At 42.1% G+C, this 21920-nt stretch carries 22 protein-coding genes; 5 read left to right on the top strand and 17 right to left on the bottom strand.

Annotated elements, in window-relative coordinates:
* Positions 1–939 (bottom strand): glycosyltransferase family 25 protein, encoded by a 939-nt coding sequence (locus N5852_RS02020; RefSeq protein WP_262098711.1) that lies wholly within the window; start codon positions 937–939, stop codon positions 1–3.
* 117 nt (positions 940–1056) lie between these two features.
* On the opposite strand from N5852_RS02020, the gene N5852_RS02015 reads away from it, so the two are divergent.
* From N5852_RS02015 to N5852_RS02000, 4 genes are all read left to right on the top strand, one after another.
* Positions 1057–3591, top strand: a complete 2535-nt coding sequence (locus N5852_RS02015; RefSeq protein WP_262098710.1) for a ligase-associated DNA damage response DEXH box helicase — start codon at positions 1057–1059, stop codon at positions 3589–3591.
* A gap of 157 nt (positions 3592–3748) precedes the next feature.
* On the top strand, positions 3749–4642 hold the full coding sequence (locus tag N5852_RS02010) for a LysR family transcriptional regulator (protein WP_262098709.1): 894 nt from the start codon (positions 3749–3751) through the stop codon (positions 4640–4642).
* A gap of 101 nt (positions 4643–4743) precedes the next feature.
* Positions 4744–5079 (top strand): DUF1330 domain-containing protein, encoded by a 336-nt coding sequence (locus tag N5852_RS02005; protein ID WP_262098708.1) that lies wholly within the window; start codon positions 4744–4746, stop codon positions 5077–5079.
* Positions 5080–5139: 60 nt separating this feature from the next.
* Entirely contained in the window at positions 5140–5688 is a 549-nt protein-coding gene (locus tag N5852_RS02000) for a flavodoxin family protein (RefSeq protein ID WP_262098707.1), read from the top strand.
* Between the two features lie 92 nt (positions 5689–5780).
* Here the strand turns inward: N5852_RS02000 and N5852_RS01995 are convergent, their stop codons facing one another.
* The gene (locus N5852_RS01995; RefSeq protein ID WP_262098706.1) at positions 5781–6137 is read right to left on the bottom strand and encodes a hypothetical protein; all 357 of its coding nucleotides are present in this window, start codon (positions 6135–6137) and stop codon (positions 5781–5783) included.
* Positions 6138–6280: 143 nt separating this feature from the next.
* Between N5852_RS01995 and N5852_RS01990 the strand changes: the two genes are divergently transcribed.
* Positions 6281–6574 (top strand): PepSY domain-containing protein, encoded by a 294-nt coding sequence (locus N5852_RS01990; RefSeq protein WP_262098705.1) that lies wholly within the window; start codon positions 6281–6283, stop codon positions 6572–6574.
* Between the two features lie 247 nt (positions 6575–6821).
* Here N5852_RS01990 and N5852_RS01985 read toward each other — a convergent pair whose 3' ends face one another.
* The 15 genes from N5852_RS01985 to N5852_RS01915 all read right to left on the bottom strand — a co-directional run bounded on the left by N5852_RS01985 (position 6822) and on the right by N5852_RS01915 (position 21911).
* Positions 6822–7094: a hypothetical protein gene (locus N5852_RS01985; RefSeq protein ID WP_262098704.1), complete on the bottom strand. Its 273-nt coding sequence runs from the start codon at positions 7092–7094 to the stop codon at positions 6822–6824.
* Positions 7095–7760, bottom strand: a complete 666-nt coding sequence (locus tag N5852_RS01980; protein WP_262098703.1) for a gene transfer agent endolysin BgtA — start codon at positions 7758–7760, stop codon at positions 7095–7097.
* Between the two features lie 35 nt (positions 7761–7795).
* A complete protein-coding gene (locus tag N5852_RS01975; RefSeq protein WP_262098702.1) occupies positions 7796–8362 on the bottom strand; it encodes a hypothetical protein in 567 nt (188 codons plus the stop codon).
* Between the two features lie 11 nt (positions 8363–8373).
* Positions 8374–10191: a phage tail protein gene (locus N5852_RS01970; RefSeq protein ID WP_262098701.1), complete on the bottom strand. Its 1818-nt coding sequence runs from the start codon at positions 10189–10191 to the stop codon at positions 8374–8376.
* A gap of 56 nt (positions 10192–10247) precedes the next feature.
* Entirely contained in the window at positions 10248–10673 is a 426-nt protein-coding gene (locus tag N5852_RS01965) for a hypothetical protein (protein ID WP_262098699.1), read from the bottom strand.
* A gap of 1 nt (position 10674) precedes the next feature.
* The gene (locus N5852_RS01960) at positions 10675–11619 is read right to left on the bottom strand and encodes a gene transfer agent tail collar protein BgtC (protein WP_262098698.1); all 945 of its coding nucleotides are present in this window, start codon (positions 11617–11619) and stop codon (positions 10675–10677) included.
* A gap of 65 nt (positions 11620–11684) precedes the next feature.
* Positions 11685–12734, bottom strand: a complete 1050-nt coding sequence (locus N5852_RS01955) for a BaGTA-type gene transfer agent maturation protease BgtD (RefSeq protein WP_262098697.1) — start codon at positions 12732–12734, stop codon at positions 11685–11687.
* A 1-nt stretch (position 12735) separates the two neighbouring features.
* Complete coding sequence (locus N5852_RS01950; RefSeq protein WP_262098696.1) at positions 12736–13164, bottom strand: hypothetical protein; 429 nt, start codon at positions 13162–13164, stop codon at positions 12736–12738.
* Complete coding sequence (locus N5852_RS01945; protein WP_262098695.1) at positions 13161–14627, bottom strand: gene transfer agent protein BgtE; 1467 nt, start codon at positions 14625–14627, stop codon at positions 13161–13163. The genes N5852_RS01950 and N5852_RS01945 overlap by 4 nt, the downstream gene beginning before the upstream one ends.
* Before the next feature lie 83 nt (positions 14628–14710).
* The gene (locus tag N5852_RS01940; RefSeq protein WP_262098694.1) at positions 14711–15409 is read right to left on the bottom strand and encodes a phage adaptor protein; all 699 of its coding nucleotides are present in this window, start codon (positions 15407–15409) and stop codon (positions 14711–14713) included.
* Positions 15410–15636: 227 nt separating this feature from the next.
* Positions 15637–16065 carry a hypothetical protein gene (locus N5852_RS01935; RefSeq protein WP_262098693.1) on the bottom strand — a complete coding sequence of 143 codons (429 nt, stop codon included), beginning with the start codon at positions 16063–16065 and terminating at the stop codon, positions 15637–15639.
* 132 nt (positions 16066–16197) lie between these two features.
* Complete coding sequence (locus tag N5852_RS01930; RefSeq protein ID WP_262098692.1) at positions 16198–17289, bottom strand: BaGTA-type gene transfer agent major capsid protein; 1092 nt, start codon at positions 17287–17289, stop codon at positions 16198–16200.
* A gap of 330 nt (positions 17290–17619) precedes the next feature.
* Complete coding sequence (locus N5852_RS01925; RefSeq protein WP_262098691.1) at positions 17620–18657, bottom strand: alpha/beta hydrolase; 1038 nt, start codon at positions 18655–18657, stop codon at positions 17620–17622.
* A gap of 210 nt (positions 18658–18867) precedes the next feature.
* Complete coding sequence (locus tag N5852_RS01920) at positions 18868–19791, bottom strand: hypothetical protein (RefSeq protein WP_262098690.1); 924 nt, start codon at positions 19789–19791, stop codon at positions 18868–18870.
* A gap of 77 nt (positions 19792–19868) precedes the next feature.
* Positions 19869–21911, bottom strand: coding sequence for a BaGTA-type gene transfer agent portal protein BgtI (locus N5852_RS01915; protein WP_262098689.1), 2043 nt, complete (start codon positions 21909–21911; stop codon positions 19869–19871).
* Positions 21912–21920 lie beyond the last annotated feature (9 nt).

Genomic DNA, 21920 nt, shown 5'->3' with positions numbered 1-21920 from the left:
TTAATCAGCCTTTTTAGCAAAAGCTACGCGTTTCCATCGGGTTTTAGTCAATAGATTAATGCCCAATCCCCAAAGCCCGGTTTTGCTGCGCTTTACCAACCGGCATAATTCGCGTTTGATGGTTTGTGCTTTAGTGCGTTTAACTTTCTTAGCTGTGGTAATTTGACTTCGCTCACCTTGCAACGTACTTGGTAATTGCGCTTGTATAGCGATGGCAGGATCAAGCTGATAGGCTTTCAATTTATCGATAATGCCATAATCAAAATTAAATAACCAATGATCAAAAGGCGCACTTACATGCTGCATTTGCATTAATAATTTTTGCGCAGCCTGTTTTGAAACAATATAGGCAGCCGCCATGATATGAGTTGATTTTAATTCCGCAAGATAAAATTCTTGCCCCTTAAAACAACCAATTTTTTGCCCCTCACCCAGCCAAACTTTTTTGCCAGATGTTTCAAGTTTGATTATATCGCAGGGCGCATTACTTAGAGCGCATTTCGATCTGACTAGATCAGATCGGCGCTCTAATCCTTTGTTTACACCGCGTTTTTTGTCCGAAAACCGCTTCACACTTTTCGGAAAACGCTCTAAATTATTTTTGCTAAAATGATCAATAATCCATTGGTCATCTTGCAAAATATCTTGCGCACCCTCACCTAGCTCGACATCATCCTCAAATATAGCGCCATATTCATCATCACCGTCTGCAATAAGCTGCAACGCGCGGGCATGACTTAAAAAACAAGCAATTTCACCCTTGGTTAAAGGCTCGCTCCATATATTATTTTTTTGTATTTCGTTTACATCATCATCATTTAAATTTTGCGCGTCAATAGCAGCAACCCGCGTCAACTCAAGCTGCAAGTCGCCAAAAATTTTCTGCAAACGCTGTAAGCGCTCTGGTGTGCGATCAAGATTGATGACATAAAGCTTCATAAGATTTCCTAATTTTTTTAAATCTAGTCTATTTTTTGTCTTTAGCAAACCGACATTGAACTATTCCATTGTCAAAATGCATCACATTTCTTACTTTATAAATAATTACAACAATGGATGGCTTATTTGACAGAAATTAATATTCCTGCCCCTATAGATAAAATTGATCTTTTACCAGAAAAATTTAAAGATTGGTTTTTACAAAAAAACTGGCAGCCACGTCCCCATCAACTTGCTCTCATTGAAAAGGCTGACAAAGGTCTATCAACTCTACTCATTGCGCCAACAGGTGCGGGTAAAACTTTGGCCGGCTTTTTACCTTCGCTCATTTCATTGTTCAACTTATCGCGCACAAAAACAAAAAAAACTACGGGTATTCATACGCTTTATATCTCGCCCCTAAAAGCACTTGCCGTTGATATACACCGCAATCTCGCAACGCCGATAGCAGAAATGGCGCTTGATGTATCAATAGAGACGCGCACCGGTGATACACCGCAGCATAAACGCCAACGTCAAAAAATTACCCCGCCTGATATTTTATTGACAACGCCCGAGCAACTCGCTTTATTGCTCGCAGCAAATGATGCAAAACGCTTTTTTGACGATTTGAAATTCGTCATATTTGATGAACTCCATGCCCTACACACATCAAAGCGCGGCCATCTTTTATCCTTAGGTTTGGCGCGATTGTTTAAACTCCAACCCAATTTACAAACCATCGGTCTTTCAGCAACGGTGAGTGATCCAGATGATTTACGTGGCTGGCTTGTGCCGCAAAATTGCGCATCGTTAAAAAATAACCTTGCCGAACTGGTCACGGTAAAAGGTGGCGTTCCCCCGCAAATCACCATTTTAAAATCTCATGCAAGATTGCCTTGGGCAGGACATTCAGCCCGTTATGCGCTGCCAGATATTTATGATGTTATCAAAACTGCAAAAACGACGCTTATCTTTGTGAATACCCGATCACAGGCTGAAATGGTATTTCAAGAATTATGGCGCTTAAATGAAGACAATTTACCCATTGCCCTTCATCATGGCTCGCTAGATGTTGCCCGTCGGCGCAAGGTTGAAGAAGCAATGAGCCGCAATAGCCTTAAAGCAATTGTTGCAACCTCCACCCTTGATCTTGGTATTGACTGGGGCGATGTCGATCTTGTTGTCCATATTGGCGCACCCAAGGGGGCAAGCCGCCTTGCCCAGCGCATTGGTCGTTCTAACCACCGCCTTGATGAGGCAAGTAAAGCGATCCTTGTGCCAGCAAATTGCTTTGAAGTGCTAGAATGTCAAGCAGCCCTTGATGCCAATTATATCGGCGCGCAAGATAGCCCAAATATTAGTAAAGGTGCTTTAGATGTTTTAGCCCAACATGTGCTTGGCATGGCCATTGCCGCGCCTTTTGATGCAGATAATTTTTATGATGAAGTTACCTCAAGCATTCATTACAAAAATCTATCTCGCATTGACTTTGACCGCATATTAGATTTTGTCGCAACCGGTGGTTATGCTTTAAAAGCCTATGAGAACTTTGCCAAAATTCGCAAAAATAAGGAAGGGCTTTGGCAGGTTAGCAATGCAAAAATTTCCCAGCAATATCGCTTGAACATCGGCACAATCATTGAAGCGGCTGAATTGCAAGTTCGCCTTATCAAAAAGGGCAGCCTGAAGCGCACGTCTTATGGTGGCAAACAGCTTGGCAAAATCGAAGAAGGCTTTGTTGAATCCTTAGAAAATGGCGATACATTTCTTTTTGCAGGTTATGTTTTGCGCTTTGAAGGGATAAGGGATAATCAATGTTTTGTTTCGCTTTCACCAAAGCATGAAGCGCGCATTCCATCCTATGCTGGCGGTAAATTTCCACTATCAACCTTTCTTGCCGCCCAAGTACGGGCCATGCTCGCCAAGCCGCAAAGCTGGCAAAAATTGCCGGACGCTGTGCGGCATTGGCTAGAAATGCAACAGCAAAAATCGATTTTGCCAGCCCAAAACGAATTATTAATTGAAACATTTCAAGAAAAAAAGCAGCATTTTCTCGTTGCCTATCCCTTTGAAGGCCGCCTTGCTCATCAAACCCTTGGCATGTTACTCACCAAGCGTCTAGACCGCATGGGGCTTAATCCACTTGGCTTTGTCGCAACCGATTATTCGATTGCCCTTTGGGGACTTAACGACTTAAATCAAGCTATTGCATCAAAGCAGTTAGATTTAAGCGCATTATTGAGTGAAGACATGCTGGGCGATGACCTTGAGGCATGGCTTGAAGACAGCCATTTATTGAAACGGTCTTTTCGTAATTGCGCGATTATTTCAGGGCTTATTAATCGCCGCCATTTTGGTACCATGAAAACCGGACGGCAAGTCACCATTTCAACTGATCTTGTCTATGACGTTTTACGCAATCATCAAAAAGACCACATTTTATTAAAAGCAACCCGTCAAGATGCCGCCCATGGCCTTTTAGATATAGCACGCCTTGGTGATATGCTGGCAAGGATTAAAAATCATATTCACCATCACCACTGCACCCATATATCACCGCTTGCGCTACCGGTTATTATGGAGATCGGCCGCGAAATGATTCCGGGTAGCGGTCGAAACCTTATATTGGAAGAACTCGCGCAAGAATATGCTAATTTTGATTTTGGTTGATATATAAAAGCCAATCATTTTATTATTCATACCTGCACGGTTTAAATGGTATAATATTCGCAATAAAACTGCATTTTATGCGTCAACATTAAAATGAGCATGGTGTTTTTAAATACTTCATTGCCTAAAAGGCTAAAAAAATTAAGCGGATAATACAATGTTACGTGAAAACATCCATGATCTTTTGTTGTTTTTTGTTGTTGCAAGAGAAAAAAGCTTTACACGGGCGGCAAGCCAACTTGGCCTTACTCAATCCGCTCTTAGCCACGCCATACGTGGGCTTGAAGCGCGATTGAATTTAAGGCTTTTAACGCGCACAACTCGAAGCGTTGCAGTAACGCCAGCTGGCGAGCAACTTATTCAAGATGTTTTTCCCTTGTTGCAAGAAGTTGAAGAAAAACTTGAAACCATCACCCAATTAAGCGGCCAACCATCTGGAACTATTCGCTTAACAACGGTTGATCTTGCGGCACAATATGTTCTTTGGCCTAAATTAAAAATATTTTTAGAAAAATACCCCAATATAAATATCGAAATCAGCAGTGATTACGGTCTTGTTGATATTGTAAGCAGCCGCTTTGATGCGGGTATCCGTCTAGGTGAGCATCTTGCCAAGGATATGATTGGCGTTTGTATAGGGCCAAATATGCATATGGCAGTCGTTGCAACACCTTCTTATTTTGAACATTTTACAAAACCAAAAAATCTAGAAGATTTAGATCAGCAAAATTGTATCAATTTGCGGCTACCCACATCAGGCGGGCTTTATCCTTGGGAATTTGATGTGGACGAAAAAACCGTCAAAATACGAGTCAAAGGGCAACTTACCTTCAATACCTACCCGCAAATATTAACTGCAGCCCTTGACGGCTTCGGTCTTGCTTATATTCCGCATGACATAGTTAAAGACTATATCACATCTGGCCATTTAATAAGCGTTCTTGAAGAATTTTGTCAGCCATTTCCAGGTTATTATTTATATTATCCAAGCCGCCGACATCATACAGCCGCCTTTAACCTTCTCGTGCAGGCTTTGCGCTATCACCATTAATGAATGCCATTCATAAGTTCAATGATTTTAATACGACTAGTTATTTTTCAAAATCAAGATATTTAATCATTCATCACGCACATCCCGCAGGAATGATAAAAATGCAAGACACATCTTTAATAGTTGAAAATAAACTAGCCTATTTTGTCGCCGAATTTTGGTTAAATGATTTAGAACCTATGCAAACTTATTCATCGCAAGTTCTGGCAACTTTAATACCTTTTAATGGCAAACTAATTGTACGCAATAATCAAACGGTTCCATTGGAAGGAGAGTCATTAGCAAATGCAGCTATTGTAATCTTAGAATTTCCTTCAATGCAGCATGCAAAAAATTGGTATTACTCTGAGGCCTATCAAAAAATTATACCGTTACGCCATAAAGCAGGAAAAACCAACGCCTATCTTGTTGAAGGGCTAACACTACCATCTTCTTAAACCAATTTCTTTGTTCGCCAATTTTTAAACTAAACAATATAATTTAAGGAATATCAGATCATGAAGATTGCAATCGTTTATCATAGTGGCTTTGGCCATACAGAAAAACTTGCCCAATATGTAGCAAAAGGTGCGAGGGAAGTACAAGGCGCCGAAGTATTTGAAATTAAACTTAGTGATGAAGCAACACCTTGGCCGTTATTGGAAGAAGCCGATGCAATTATTTTCGGCTCCCCCACATATAACGGAACAATTAGCGCACGTTTTAAACAATTTATGGAAGAGTCAACCCGCCCTGCTTTTATCAAACAAGCTTGGCAAAACAAACTTGCAGCAGGCTTTACAACATCTGGTGCTTTACATGGCGATAAACTTAATAGCCTTATGACAATGAGTCTTTTTGCAGCTCAACAAGGGATGATATGGGTAAATCTTGGTTTGATGGCAGGAACCACTGATGCTGATTTAAACCCAATTGGCAGCTGGTTAGGTGCGATGGCGCAATCAAGCGATGCATCCCCAGAAATCACCCCTAAAATGAATGATTTACTCACCGCTCAATATCTTGGCAAACATGTCAGCGAAATAGCAGAAAAATTATCTCGATAATTATCCTAAATGTCTTATAAAGCACTTTGGAAGTAGTTTTATTTAGCATTTTTCAAAGAGTAAAAAAGCGAGTTAAGGCTATAATACCAGCCTCAACTCGCAATTTTTCGCCTAAAATGTTTGATAATAATAACTAAGCTTTCAATCAAAGTTATGCCCAATGCACCACACATAAGACCAGCAAGGCCAGTTATACTTTCTGGTGATAATATTGCTCCTTGTTCAATTAAATCAAATTTATCAAAAAGATGTAGCGAAATATGGGTAACCGTTGGTGTCATATAAACGGCACAGATAGCCCCACCAATCCATTCACTTAATCTTTTCAACCAACTTTGTTGTGGGCCAGTTATTTGTCGTAAAACAGCGCCAAGGCTGCCGGCAAGCCCCGTCCAAAAAAGCCCAAATAGCGTTAGATACCAATCGGGCGGAATATTTCTCTCAGGCATTTTATATCTTTCTTACAATAAAAAAACAGGTTTTACTTCCTGTCAGAACGCTGACGATTCGCGTGAGATTGGCGTCAGGGGAATCATGCTAGATAAGTTTCATCAAACAAAATCTTAAACAAACTCAATCATGGAGATGAAAAATGTCAGTTAAAACGTTACGCGCCCTTGTTGTTACCTCTGCAATAGCAGCAATTGGTGTTACTGGTTTAGTGTCCGCTTCTTATGCACAAAATGCGCCCTATCCTACACAAACAAGCGCCCGCATCAGTACTTCACAACTTGCCAGTAAAATTGAACAAGCAGGCTATCAAATTCGTGATATTGACCAAAAATATTACGGTTGGGAAGTTGAGGTAACAGACAGAAACAACCAGCGCCTTGAGCTTCGCGTTGACAATCAAGGCAATATTACCGGCCAAGAATATGATGATTGATTTCATCATATAGGAATAATTAAAAAGATGCCTTTTAGAGCGCCGATCTGACTGGATCAGATGGGTGCTCTAATCAATTGTTTACACCATGTTTTTTGTCCGAAAACCGCTTCACACTTTTTGGAAAAACGCTCTAACAAGAGCATCTTTTTTCCTTTACTTCCAACAGCCTTGCTTTTGCCCAAAGCGATTGGTTACCACAAGCCATTTGCTAAGTAGCGGCTCTTTCAAAACCAATTGGGCTGGCTCATTTATTTTCGGCGGTGCCGTCCACCCTGCGCAAGAGAGCCTCGCATGGATCATTTTTTGGGAAGGGCTTTGACACCCCATTAAGGGCAAGGCACAAAGCATAATCGCTATATAGATCAACTTCATTTTGAATTTTACTCGCTAATTGGTAGGCTTTAACCGCTGATTTTAGCGCAGCCTCGCGCTCAAAATTGCGCCCATAAAAAAAGCCGCTTGATGCGGCGGCAAAGAAACAAACAGCAATTATGCCAATTTTATAGGGCCAAATCATTTAAGTATTTTCCTTTTTGATACGGCGAATAAAATAAGCTGCACCAATAAAGGCCGCCACTACCATAACAAGGGCTAAAGCCCATTGAAAAGGTCCCCCGCCACTAGCAAAACCAGTTAATCCTGATGCAGCTCCCAATATTGGGGCAATCACTTCTGGCTTAGTCAAAGGATTATCCTTAATTGGTTGCGGTTTGATATAATTAGACGAAACAAATTCACCCTTTGCCCATAAACCACCCTCAGCAGATCTTCGATTAACTAGCCCTTGCAAGCGTTTACCGCCCGCATTAACCCATTTCATCAATTCCACCGGCACTCCATCATAATCGCCCTTGTTTAATTTTTTAAGCAAAGAAGATTTTTTAAAAGCCCCAACCCCAACATTATAGGCAAATGAAACAAGTGCTGCAAATTGGCTGTCATTCAATTTAACTTTAACGGCTTGCTCAACCGCTTGTTCAAATTGCCTTAAATCACGCATTAAAATATGAGTGGCCTCAATATCGGTAATTACCATGCCCGGCCTTACATAAGGATCACCTGCCATACTGGTATGCCCGTAGCCAATTGTCCAAACATTCGCACTATCTTGATAAGCGTTAATGCGTAAACCTTCCCAGCGTTTGATGTGATCCAACCCTTGTTGATTGATTTTTCTAGTCACGAAATCACCTTTCTAGGATAAAAATCTATTCCCAATTATATTTTGGAAAATTCCTGCCAAGCTTCATTAAAACTATCCCAATCAAGCGCCAAACCACTCACAATATGCTGAACCAAAAAATGCTCATGGTCAAAACTCAAACCATAATCCCACTCTATTTGCGCATCTTCTTTTTTAGGCGATGGCAGAGTGTTGATGACGCCTTGCACAAGGGGCAATTTATCAAGCTTGCGTAATAATAGTCGTATTTGGCGAGCAGTTAAAACAGGATAGATTTTGTCATCATCAACCTGATGTTCATCATTTTTGGGCGCTTGACGCAAAAGCCCAATTTCGGCAGGGTTGCCCAAGCTATTTATTTCTATCCTGGTGCCATCGCTATCAAACCAAATATCACCGCGATAATCAGCGATGATTTGCCATTTATCTTGCTCAGATAGAAAAATAGCATTTTGATTTTTTTTTAATTTTGGCGGTGGTTGCAAGGTTGAAAAGGCGGGAAACAACCAAACGCCCTCTTCCATCGGCGAACGATCTGCAACGCCTTGCCCTAAATATTCAAAACTATTTGGATGATAATTATAAATTTTTGGTGCACTCATAATTTTTAACCTTAATAACGTATACAAGCTAATAAAGCGATATTGCGCGGGCGATTTTCGTTGGCAGTAGGCACAACATTTGACGCATCAAATGTCAGTGCCGGACCGGTTACCACAATGGTTGAGCCACCATTTCGATAAGCCCCGGTATTATTGAGCGAAAAAGCACCACTTGGGTTACTCCACGGCACGCCGCCCGCCGCTGATAATTTTGCAGTAATATTGCGTATAGCATCGCCTTGTGCTGTACCAATAACTCGCCCTGCATCAACACCACGCCCATCATCAAAACTACGCAAAAACTCTCCACGCAAATCAGGAAGCCTAAACATAGAAGCTTCACCATTGCCGTAAGAAAAACAACCTTGTGCTCCGGCTTGCCAATCGCTTTCCTCTACCAAAGCACCATTTTCTGCGACAAAAGCCCAAAGGTTAGGGTAGGAGATACGAGATACCAATGCACCATTAGCTTTTAACCAGCCAGAGGGCGCTTGGCTGGCGGCAAAAAACGCAATCTGCCCAACGAAACTATTTTGTGAAGCCAAAACAGCTGCAATTGCACGCCGTTCAGTTGTACGTAAAAATAGATTGCGGCTCCCTTCATTAAGGTTATCAGCGTCAAAAATATCTGCCGCCACATTATTGGGATCATAGACCGATTTTGCCATATCACCACTACCAGATCCAGTTGCGGAAACAGTGGCCCAACTACCGTCCCCACGCAAAAAGCTAGAGCTATTGGCGCTACCAGTCGCGGTGATGTCGGCAATAGCAATTTTGCTCTTTTTAGCTAATGCGCCAAGATCTGCCGGTTGCACCGCGGTTTTCGCTTTACTAGCAGCATCATCAAGGGCGACTTTATCGTTTGCAGTAAATAAACGATTGGTGGTTCCAGCCACCATATTATCCATATTGAAAGCATCACTATTTTTACCGCTCGGATCATAGACCGATTTTGCCATATCGCCACTGCCAGATCCAGTTGCGGAAACAGTGGCCCAACTGCCGTCCCCACGCAAAAAGCTAGAGCTATTGGCGCTACCAGTCGCGGTAATGTCGGCAATGGCGATTTTGCTCTTTTTGGCTAATGCGCCAAGATCTGCCGGTTGCACCGCGGTTTTCGCTTTACTAGCAGCATCATCAAGGGCAACTTTATCGTTTGCAGTAAATAAACGATTGGTGGTTCCAGTCACCATATTATCCATATTGAAAGCATCACTATTTTTACCGCTCGGATCATAGACCGATTTTGCCATATCGCCACTGCCAGATCCAGTTGCGGAAACAGTGGCCCAACTGCCGTCCCCACGCAGAAAGCTGGTGCTATTGGCGGTACCAGTCGCGGTAATGTCGGCAATGGCGATTTTGCTCTTTTTGGCTAATGCGCCAAGATCTTCGGGTTGCACTGCGGTTTGCGCTTTAGCAATAGCTGCTAAGCTTGTACTATTTAGTGAAAACTCAATACTGCGATCACTTAAAGTGCCGCCACCCGTCAAACCTCGACCAGGTGATAGGATCATAAATTTAGAGGCAGCATTATTTGCATTATCTAAAGCAGTTAATGTTGCTTCGGATAAGCTAAGGGTTCTATCTTCACTAAAATTACCACCGCCTTGTAAACCATCGCCAGCAATAATTTTACGATCAGGCCCAACCGCCGAATCGGCCTTTGCGCCTTGTGCTGCGGTTGCAAAAGCTGATACATTTTCAACCGCTGCACTGCCAAGACTGGCAGGCACAACAACTTTATCAACTGCAATTCCTGCCACCACCTCTTGCTTGGTTGCGGCTGGCAATTCAAAATTATGGGTGTGATAAGGAACAGCCATAGGTTAACTCCATAAAAAAGCCGCTTTAAAGCGGCCCAAAAACTTTAATGACAATTTTAAAACCAGCGGCCCATGGCCATTCTTTGTAATGGCTTCACACTACCGGTTAACTCATTGGTATTGCGATTAAACAGTACTTTTGCCCTGTCAATCTCACTAATGAGCACAGAATTATTATTTTGTACCGACAATGGCGTGATTGTAACCACTGGTGTTGACACGAAAGAAGCTGGAAAAATCCATTCATCAAAGGATTGATTATTGCTTGGCCTAACTGATGATACAGAATTGGCCCAACAAATCTGAGTGCCATCGGCAAAGCGAACATAATCGCCATTTTCATTGCTGCCACTCGTTATACCAGCTTTTAAAACTGCATTCAGCGGCGCATGCACCATTTCATTATTGGCATAAATGAGTACACGAATTTTTTCCGGTTCATTAATTCCAGAAATAGCAAAAGGCGTGGGGCTTGCACTCATATTACACCTTTATCGCATATAAAATTGTCACATTAATCGGCCGCGCTTCGTTACCGCCATCAGAATTGATGGTGTGGTTGTGGTTACCGCTAGTTGTGGTCGCGCGTGTTTCTTCGTGCAAAGCCGGGGTAAAAGCATTGAAACCAAAATTTGCTGAAACAACCAAATCCGTCTGCGAATAGGTAAAATTATGATTATGATTGCCGTTCGTGCTGGTTACGCCACCATGATTGTGCGCACGATTTTGACTATCTTGAACAGTTGCAAAAGCACGCCCGCTATCAACGCCACGCCCATGGTCCCACCCGCGTAAGAATATACCGCGAAAATCAGGTAAATTAAAACTTGTCTGGCCATCACCCCACCCCCAAGTGCCACCAATGGCATTAAACAAAGCAGGATAAGCAGTGCGTGAAACCGCAGCTCCATTACATTCAAGCCAACCATTTGGCGCAAATGCCATAGCAAAAGGCGCAATCATACCAGTAGGAATGGGTTGGCTTAGTGTTGGTGCTGCCAAAAACCAACCACCTCCACCATTATTCAAACTTTGTTGGTAAACCGCCTCATAAATACCACCAATTTTAATTTCGCCACCGACTAAAGCAGTAACACCATTAAAGTTCGACTGAAAAAATGGCCGTGCACCAAGACCATTCAAATTCAAAGTCGCACTACCATTATTAGTGGCAACGGCTCGAAACCGCACCAAAATACCATCAAATAGGCTGGTTATCGTTGCATTACTGCGTAATTCCACACTATTTGCACTTCCGCCCGCGATCAGTGTGCCACCAATATCGGCAATATATTCGCGAATACGCTGCATCATCGCCCGCGCTGAATTATTTACCGAACTTGGTGGCTGCCCTTCCGACCAATTGATAATATCATCGGCATTGGCATTATTCGCCGCATTGAGCGACCAATCATAAATTGTGCTCATCACCATCTCCAAATTATTAAGGGAAAAACTTAAGAAGCCTTTTTAGGGTCAGGACCTAGGCAAGTTTAATGAACTAATTCCATAGCAAAGCCGATCTCAGTATAATCAACACAATAAAGGCCATCACGCTCATCAATCAGCACTGCTTGTGGTTTAATGGATAAAACATCTTGCGCCATCACGCCGCGATAACGTTGTGGCTGCCCACAATAATTAAACTCATAAAGCGGATAGCCATTGCGATTTCCAATTTGAACAATGTTCTCTTTGGCGCGAATATCAGATTTGCCAATCAAGCCACCAACCGTTTTCGCCGTATCCAACAGGCTTGGCTTTTTGGTTGTCTCGCTTTGGCTCGAACCACTGCTTGTGCCATAATTGCCTGAAAAACCAGTTGCCGCATTTTGTAAAAGATTAAGCCTACTCCAATCACGGTTGTCATCTTCAAGCCATTTTTGCCAATCGGCATCAACTTGCGCCTGCGCATTATCATCAAGCGTCTGGCCACCATTTAATGCATTGCGCCAAGCATTGCTTTCATTGCCTAAATAGTTGGCAGCACCGGCCACTTGCCCTTGATTGGCACTGTCAATCTGACTATTGGCAGTTAGCATATTTTTTACATCTTGATTATATTGGTTGGACAAAGCGGAGGTTGCAACTTGGCCTAGATTATTGGCAAGAACTCCCGAATGCGCACCCGAGCCATATCGCCCAGCACCTGCCATCTGGCTATTAATTGTGGTGGCAGTATTATTTAACGTATTTTGTAATGCTTCGTTAAAAGCACTATTATTGCCAATTAAATCACCTGATGCCATTTTTGTTAAATTACTAGCACTTGAGGTAGGATTATTCATCAATTGACGAAGATAATCATTGTTGAAATTATTAGCACTATCTGTCAAACCATCAATAGCAGACTTTGTTGTATCACTTAAATCTGCAACGCGCTGCCCTTGATAAACATTACCGCCTTGTCCATTTTGATAGGCCGATAGAGCATCACTTGCCCCTTGCTGAAATAAAGCTTGCGACCAAGCAGGCGGCGCATTGGTCTGGCTCTGTGTCTGGCTTTGTTCGGTTTTACTATTTTTTCCTGTGCTACCACCCATATTAAAGCTCCTTATAATAACGGACAAATTTTGCCGCATAACCATGTTTTGCTAAAGCTTTGCGCCAACCTAGTCGCCCAATCGGGCAAATTTCATCAAAGCCATTATTTCGCGCCCAAACTTCAATTGGCTGAATTAAATCAGCAATAAACGGCCCGCCCTCACCCGCCAATTCCAGTAAAAGCAAGCGCTTCCGTCCCGTTTCAGTCACCTCACTCTGGCTTGTAACAAAAGCAACAAAGTCCTTTTTTTCATCCAAAATGAGCCATAGCTGCTCAACACCCTCGGCAATGTTGCGGGCAAGATTTGCAATGCTAATATCATCTGGAAAACGCAGCTCCAGTTTTTTCATGGCTTCGCTTATCGCCTTGCTATATGGCGCAATTTCTTCAAAGCTCCACTCACTGGTTAAATAGATTGATAGGCTCATCGCATCCCCGCAAAATTAAAATCAACATCAAAACCCTTGACATGTTTCCAAACCTCACCGGCTGGAACACGCAAACGAAATTTATGAAAACGCCCTCGCGCTCGCATGTGATAGCGGCCACTATTATAGGAGGGCAATTTTTCCACCCCCCATCGAATTGGGTCATAAAGGTTACGGCGAAATCGTGTTCCAACACATAAAAAAGCCTGATCGGTATCAATGGCAGCAAACACTGAGCTAATTCGTTGCACACTACCAGCGGTTGAGCCAATCTCTTGCGACGAAACAATTGCCTCCATCCCAGTGCCAGAAAATGCACCAAGCCGATAATCTGCCGAAAACGCCCCCAAAATCGGTGCGCCGCCCTGCCAAGCCTTGCTGTCTAATGAAAATGGTAAGGTTTCAAGACTCATTGATACACGGTCTAAGCCATCAAGCGTATAGCCAGCATTATAAATTGGCATAATGCCGCAAGTCTCAACATTAACCAAAGACCAGCGTTGCAATCCCCAATCATAAATCAGCATTTCACGAAAAATGCCGGTCCCCAAATAATCGGTAATCCAGTAAACACGGCTATAAAATGGATCAATTGCGCCAAACATGCTGGAAATATCAACGGCATTTAATTTAGAAAAAACACTGCGATCTACTTTTTCAAAGCCAATTGGGCTAATTGCACCATCCATGCCTATTTGAAAAAAACCACCCTCATCAGCATAAAAAGCATAAGATCCCCGACAAGCAATCGAAGCGGCTGACTTCGCACCACGTTTATCGTGAATTTTTTGAAAACTAAAAATAATGTCAGAGCCGGGCACAAAGGTGGCGCGATAAATAGCAGTTTGCAAAAATACAATAGGATTTGTTGTTTCACTAGAACCTTGAACATTGCCACCATCAGGAAAATTTTGATAATCGCAATTTTTTTGCCCTACCGTCCACCATTCCGCATCATTAAGCCCCGACCAATGAACACGGTTGGGAAAATCAGGCAATTGCATTAGGCACACAAAGTCACCCCAAACCCGCACTAAACCTGCTCGCGGCGGATCACCACCAAGATTACGAAACCGACTTACTTGCCCAATGATAAAGACTTGCGGTGCATCGTTTTTATTCACCGCAATGACATAATTGCCAAAGGCCGCAAAACTCCAACGCGCATCTTCATTGGCCGAATAGCTAAAATCCTCTTTGCCAATATTTTTCCAGGTTAAATCAGTATTATCCAACATATAAAGACCAGTGTCAGTACCGCAAAATATAAGCGTTGTGCCATCAACGGCGCGCACAGCAATGCCACCTAAGGGCTTTGCCATCAAATTACCGGTAAAAACTTCAAAAGAAGGCATTGGTATATAAGAGCCATCGGCAGGAATAACATTGCGAATATCATCGGTAAATTGTCCATTTATATCAGCAACATCAGGGCGATATTCAGCAATAGGAAAAAAAGCCATCGACTTTTCCTTTCAAAAGGCAATTTGCAGAAACATTTTGTGACGGAAAAGCAGAGTTTTCTTTTCCTAAAAATGCTGAAAATTTAAAAATTTGTCGGATAGATGCGGCCTCGGCCATTGCGGCGCGAAGTTTCGGCTCTTAATGCGGCTAATTGCTCATAAAAATCATTCAAGGCACTTGCAGCAATATCGCCATCTTTTAAAATGTCCTTATAAAGCTCATATTTCGCCCTAGCGCGAATTAAATCAAAAGCCTCATAAAACCAAGGGTTCGGTTCATTCGCCGAAGTAATATTGCGAAATCGCACCGGCGATAATTGTAATCTTATTTGATAGGCTGTGTCGGGAATAGGATAGAAGCGTAATTTTTGCCCAAAATAACTATAATAGATAGGTTCACCACGCTCATTGCCTTGCCTCGTTTCCATAAACTCCGGCGGTTTTGCTGCTAAAAGCACATAGTGATTATTATCCCTTTGGCAATAAACCTGCGAAAGACCAGCTAGGGTGGCAATCGCTTCATTATCGTCAGTTGAATAAAATTCCTGATCTTGTTTGGTAAAAAAACTTACCTCACGACTTTCATTAAAATAAAAAGGCTCACGCTCACAAAAACGGATAGCGGAAAAGATTGCTTCTTGGATCTGCGCCAAATATTCATTATTGGTGTCATCAAGATCATCAGAAATACTATTAATCAAATCAGTAAACGTCTTAATTTGCGGTGCCAAAACCGTGGGTATGCCTGAAATTGGACCACCCGTTGTTACAATAACTGCCATTTATTCCTCGCATAGGTCATCATTCAATCAAATGACAAAACGCATTTGAAAGTAATAAAAATATTTTGGATTGGAAATGAATCAGGAGCTTAATCGGATTGCATTCCGGTCAACTGCCCAAGTCCGGAAACTTATAAGCAATAACCTTCGCTAATACCTCTATTTCAGTAATTTTCGTTATTGCATTGCAAAGGCACAAAAATTTAATTTATCCTTCACTACAAATGCTATAAATCGTCTTTTACTTTTCCCTGCCGCCATCTGCCTCTAAGTGTTGCCCATTCATTTTCGCATCGACCAAATGTTAAGATCTCTTTTTCAAGTGTTATGACACATGAACCTGCACCATTATTGTTAGGCCTGCGAAAAAATAATTGATTATCTTTTATAAACCAATCATGCCAATACATATAAAAATAACCATGCTCTTGGCTACCGTCAGGTAAAAGGCTATTCACATAGCGCGGTAATTTAAAAACTTTTTCCTCAAAACAAAGTGGATCTAAATATACATCTTCAGAATCTTTTATAATTTGATAAAAACATTTTCCTATCAAATCAGTTTTATCAACATTTTGAGAAAAAGCCATATTCACATTGACAAGCGAAAAAGACGAAAAAACAATAAAAACTATTTTTAAAACCAAAATCCTCACAATATATCCCCCATCCCAAATAGAATTTTAAATATTGAACATGATTTAGTTTTTAAAATGGCAAAAAAATATTTCCCTTTTAAAAAGTAAGGGCAAGGTTTGCCTGCCCTTACCATAATTTAAATCATGTTATTATGCAGGTGCGGCATAGGTTGAAATAACGATGGAACCAAAGTCCTCATTATTGAACACTGTTTTCTTAAAGCCAAAAACAGTTTTTGCAGCAACACCTAATTCACGCTGATAATCAAACAGTTCTTCAACCAACTTATATTTTTCAGCAGAGCGATCCTTGCCAAAAGCAATCGCACCGGCTTGCCCACCAAGTAAAACCGCACGGCGTACATTCGGCAATTCAACACCAGTATCGCTAAGGCCTGGCATAATATGTTCAGCTTCGCGCAAGATAACGCCATTATACATACCAAGTGAGCCATCAAAAATCGGATTTTTTGACCGTGACCCCATATAGGCAGCTTTTTGAATATCAAGCCACTGACCTGCGGACGTATTGGTGCGCAATGATGTAACCTGTGTTGGGTGCAAATAAAGCACATAAACATTTTCACCATTCATACGCACTGGACGAATTTTAGGATTGGCAAGTTTTGCCTTTTCGACAGCGCGATCAATCAAAGAAAGGTTAAAGCTATCTGCCGCCGCAAGTGCTGCTTCATTGGCTTTGTTATTGGCACGGAAAACGCGGTTAACCGTCGGCGCCGTTGGTTGGTTAAAACCATAATGAACCGATGATAGGGTTAACGAATTGCCTTCAAAATTAAGTGTTTTGCCAGTATAACCACAAAGATGCAAAAATGCTGTCATTGACAAGCGGTCGGCATACCAATCAACGAGACCAGCATTGGCTTCTTCACGCAAGTTAAACGGCACGCGCTGCGCATCAATCGTACCATCATTTTTCACCCGTACGGCATGGGCAAGTTCGTTAAGCATCAAACTGTCACTATAAGTGCTCAAGGCTTCTTCACTTCCCTCAAGCTCGGTGCCTTCAGTTACACCATCACCAATTAATTGGCGGCGCAGTCCAAAAGTCACCTTATCGCCTGCCCCTTTGGAAGTCTCATCCTTTAATTGGATAATACTGCTAGATGATGTGCCAATCAGCGGCGCAATCGCTGTCGCTTTTGAAATTTCTGCCGCAAGCTGACGCGACCAGGTTTTAACTGCCAAAGGATTATTGACATCAATATTGGTTACAGCCATGTGCTGTTTCTCCTAAAAATGAATTGGAAAAAAATAAACACCCAACAAATGAGATCTATGCCCAATTAAGGGCAAAACCGCCTGTTAAACTTTTTAAAATTTTGATGGGTGATTGCTTAACGCAGCAATAAGCGCAGCTTTAATCAAGCTTTATAAAGTTTTGCTTTTGCAACATAAGATCACAAAAACAAATTGCAAAAAAACGTCTTTTGCGAAACGAAAGCCTTTAATAAACAAATCTCACGGCTAATTTAGATTTGCAAAGAAAAAATGCACTGACTTTCACCAGCGCATTTTTTCTTTAATCGGATATAAAACTTATGGCTTAACTTATTTTTGCAGATGCTTATCAAAAAACCGGCTGACATCGCCAAAATGCTCGGTCATTTCAGGCATTGGCCCATATAAGAATTGCACATGTGAAAGTCCCTCAAAAACAACTAAGTCCGTTTCAACTCCAGCTTCAATCAATTTGCGATGCACACGCACCGTATTGCTTAAAAACAAATCCCTAGTGCCGCTAGTCAATAAAGTTGGCGGAAAATCATGATAATCACCATAAACAGGCGATAATTGTGGGTCTTTCATATCATGACCATTCGCATAAATTTCAGCTGCCCCCTTAAGCCAGCCATCATAGCGCAAAAGCACATTATCAACCCCTTCATTGACAAAATAACTATCACCTGTCTTAGTTAAATCAGACCACGGGGTAGCTGGTGCAATTGCAGCTGGCAACGCAATCTGTTCAGATTTGGCACGCAAAATAAGCGCTAAAGTCATACCACCACCAGTTGATGAGCCAAAAACACCAATTTTCTTTGGATCATGCTGTTTAACCAAAGCACTATAAACCGCAAAAGCATCATCCATTGCAGCAGGATAAGGATGATCTGGTGCCATACGATAATCCACTGAAATCACTTTATAACCACCAAGCCCTGCCAATTCTATCGCTTCAAAAGCGCCAATTTCTCCGGGGTTAAGCACATATCCACCGCCGTGAAAATGTAAGATAATGCGGTTTGTATTTTCAGGTTTTATAACCTTTGGCGTTACAATAAACACAGGAACATCAGCAATTTGAGACTTTTCTACCTCAACACCAAAAGCCTTTTTGAATACTGGCATAACTTTTTGGAGCTGCTTAGTATTTTCAGCCACCCATTGCTGCCATTCATCCGCTGTTTTTGGTGTTGCAAGCATTAGTGATGATGGCGGCACACCCATCAAAACCTTCGCTTGTTCACTTACAGTCGATGGCACTGGCAATATTCGCTCTGGAACTTTACGTTCTTCACCTACTGCATAATTGGTTAAGCCTATAAGACTTATTGCGAGAAATGCTAAAATATTTTTTTTATTCATAAATATCTCCATTAAATAGCAACTTACCACTAAGAAAAATAGTAATATAGTCCAATAAATGGATTTTAAAAAAAATTGCAACATAAAATTTAAAATTAAAATCAATAACTTATATTAAAATAATTCATAAATTAGTTATCAAAACATGCCTATAAAACTTAAGCAAATTTTACAGACATGTTTTCATCAACGATACCAAAAAACTAAATATCAGCCACCAAACATTTTGCGGAAATTATCGCGATTATTATCATACCATTTGGCAAACTCCGCTTCCGAAAGTCCGGCAAGCGTTTCTAGCAGCATTGGATCACCGGCATCGCGGCCATTGGTTGCTGCTAGAGTTCGCGCGGCATTTTGCGCTTCACCCAAAGCCTTGAAACGCGCACCATTTTGTCCCCCATAACCATAGCCTTTGGCCACTTCATATAAGGCTTTGGCTGGATTTTCACCTTGCTTTAAGCTTGCAGCAACAATATCGCGCAGTTCATTGCGCATTTGGTTTGTTCTAAAACCAGCATCATTAAACCGTCCATCAATACCAGCTAATGCTTTTAATTGATTATCTCGCGCTTGCCCTAAAAAATTCAAAGCTGTATCTAAATCACCAATCTCGCTGCGAGATTGGCTAAGCGCATTATTCCATTCTCCCCATAAAGCGTTTTCGGTTTCAACTTGTTGTCGCGCATCATTTTCGCGTTGTTTTTCAGCTGCCATATCCTCACGCAAACGCTTAATTTCATTAGCTTGCCAACGGGTAAAACCAATAAAATCTTTTTCTGGATCAGGCGGAACATCACTCTCATTATTGGGTGATTTTTTTTGCGATGTTGTATCTAATAAAGACTTTAATAATTCGGCTTCTTCACGTAATTCACTTAACAAAGCCCTCGTCTTTTTATGCTCCTCCCGCTCGGCATGCAAAGCTGCATGAGGTACCGTTTTTTGCATAATCGGTTCTTTGGAACTCTTGTCATTCAGCGCACTATTATCCAACTCCCCCACATCCATTGCGCTTTCATCTAGCTCCCCACTTTCATTTGCTAATCCGCTTTCATTTGCTAATCCGGTGGCGCCACGGCTTTCAAAATAGGCCTGTTCAACATCATTTAAAACTACATCTGCTTCTTGCATTTTGACATCCTTATTCATTGCAGCAAGGGCTGCATGTTATCAAAGAGGAATTTTGAATTAAAAGTTGACGCTGCTATTTAAGAATTGGCGCGTTGGTTATTTACTCGCTGACGAGCAATCGCATTTCTTTCCTGCGCAACAGCAAGGCTCTGCGCGTCACTTGCCGCTTTTAAAGCAAGATCACGCGCTTTTGCTTCTGCTTCCAATTGCTTCATGTAAAGATCAATGCTTTTTGCCTCAACTTCAAGGCGTTGTTTGGCAGTTTTCCCAGCAATATCGGCTTGCAAACCCTGCAATTTTATATCTGCTTCAGAAGGAGCTGCATTTTGCTCTGGCATTGCCTCTTTTTGTGCTGCTGACAAACGTTGCCAACGGTCAATTAGCGACGCTGGCAGCGGCGAATATCGCAATATTTCCATACCAATTTCTGGCGTAATATAGTCGCGTAAAATCGGCAACATTTGCTGAATAATTGCAAAGGTACGTTCTTTTTCATTAGGGCTAGTCGGCGCATCATCAACAATAATATCATAACTTCTATTGGCAATGGTCTCGCGCGTTAACGGCACATATTGGCTTTTATCTTCACCAATAATACGCACAAGCCGCCCATCCGATAGGTAATTTTGCAAAAGATAAAGAACAATGGTTCCTTGGCGTTTGCGGTAACGGCGCAGCGAATTAAACAAAGACGCCAAAAGGTTTAAAGATGATTGACGTCTTTGTGCTTCCAAAACCCCCGGTTGGTTCACTTCTCGCGTACCGATAAATTCTGGCGACAAGCCAGTCACTTGCGTCAAGGCTTCTTTGCTTTCATTAAACAAAGTAAAAAAGCCGGATGGAAATTGCGCCACTGGCTTTGGCTGGATACGCGCAGCATTACCAGATAAAGCCCCATTGCGCATCCAGGTCACTTGGTCGGCACGCGCCAAACTATCCTCCGCTTGACGGTCATCCTCAAATGCACCGCGCTCAGCCATAATACCACCCTTGGCTTGACTGTTTAGCAAATACATCACTTGGCTAAAAAATTTATTTGACCAGCGTTGCGGATCCTTTGCCGTACGGACAACCCCATAAAATTGCCGCTTCATACGGTCATAATAGCCGGTAATACATTCCCAGCCAAACATGCCTTTGGGTGCCAAAGGACTATCGGGCGGAGCCAGTAAAGTGCGCCCTAAAAATGCGCGTTTTACAACTTTGCGGCTTTGTTTAATAAAGGGAAAGTCCTTAAATCGCTTTAAAATTTCATCTAGTTCCAATTGGCTATATTCACGTGGGTTCCCCGTTAATAAATCGGGGCCACGATAAAAATTCTCACGCTCAACATAGCGGCACTCCACCAGAGTGCACATTTTATGGCCCCGATCATCTTTTGAAAATCCATAATCATTATTGTCATTATAAGCAGAACCAGCTTGATGAATATGCGCGCCTTGTGGATCATGAGCCAAAGTCTTAGCCCAATCAGCATGAAGAAGCTCACTATCAATATCAGGAAACATCGCTTTAACATCTTCAAGCGGCTTTTCATCAACATACCAAAGCCGACGCGCATCACCCAAATTTGCTTTCACAGCACCGCAATCCCAAACCATTTTTAAAGGATCCAAACGCTGGACTAATGGATCACCATCGGGATTATTTTCAAAATCAAGCCGCGTATCCGTCCAGCCCATGCCACAAATTACTGTATCGGCAAAAGCATCAGAATCCTCGTCTTCCGCGCCCGATTGATCGCGGAACCACTCACCAGCACCGGTTAATAATTCATTGGCAATACTATCACCAATTTCGCGCGGGATATAACGCACTTGCCGGCGATTATTAATTTCCGAGCCAATCACGGCGTTAACCAGTGGTGCAACGCGGTTAAACGTCATTACAGGTCGGCGCTGTTCACGCAAAACCGCCATATCTTCAGCCGCCCATTGCTCACCATTATAAAAAGCATAATCTTCACGGGCATGAACACGCCATGCAGCACAATGGGTAATGTCTTCTTGAAACCAGCCAATGAGTTTTTGAGTTAATGCTTCATTGCCAAGCTCTTTGTCAGTATCTTTAGACGCAGCAATATCATGCACGCTAAAGTCAGCATGTTCATTTCTATCCATCTTACAATC

Origin of the sequence: Bartonella sp. HY328, assembly GCF_025449335.1 — a bacterium.
Classification (GTDB): Bacteria; Pseudomonadota; Alphaproteobacteria; order Rhizobiales; family Rhizobiaceae; genus HY038.
Note: the sequence above shows the minus strand (reverse complement) of the source record. Positions and strands in the feature narration are given on the sequence as shown.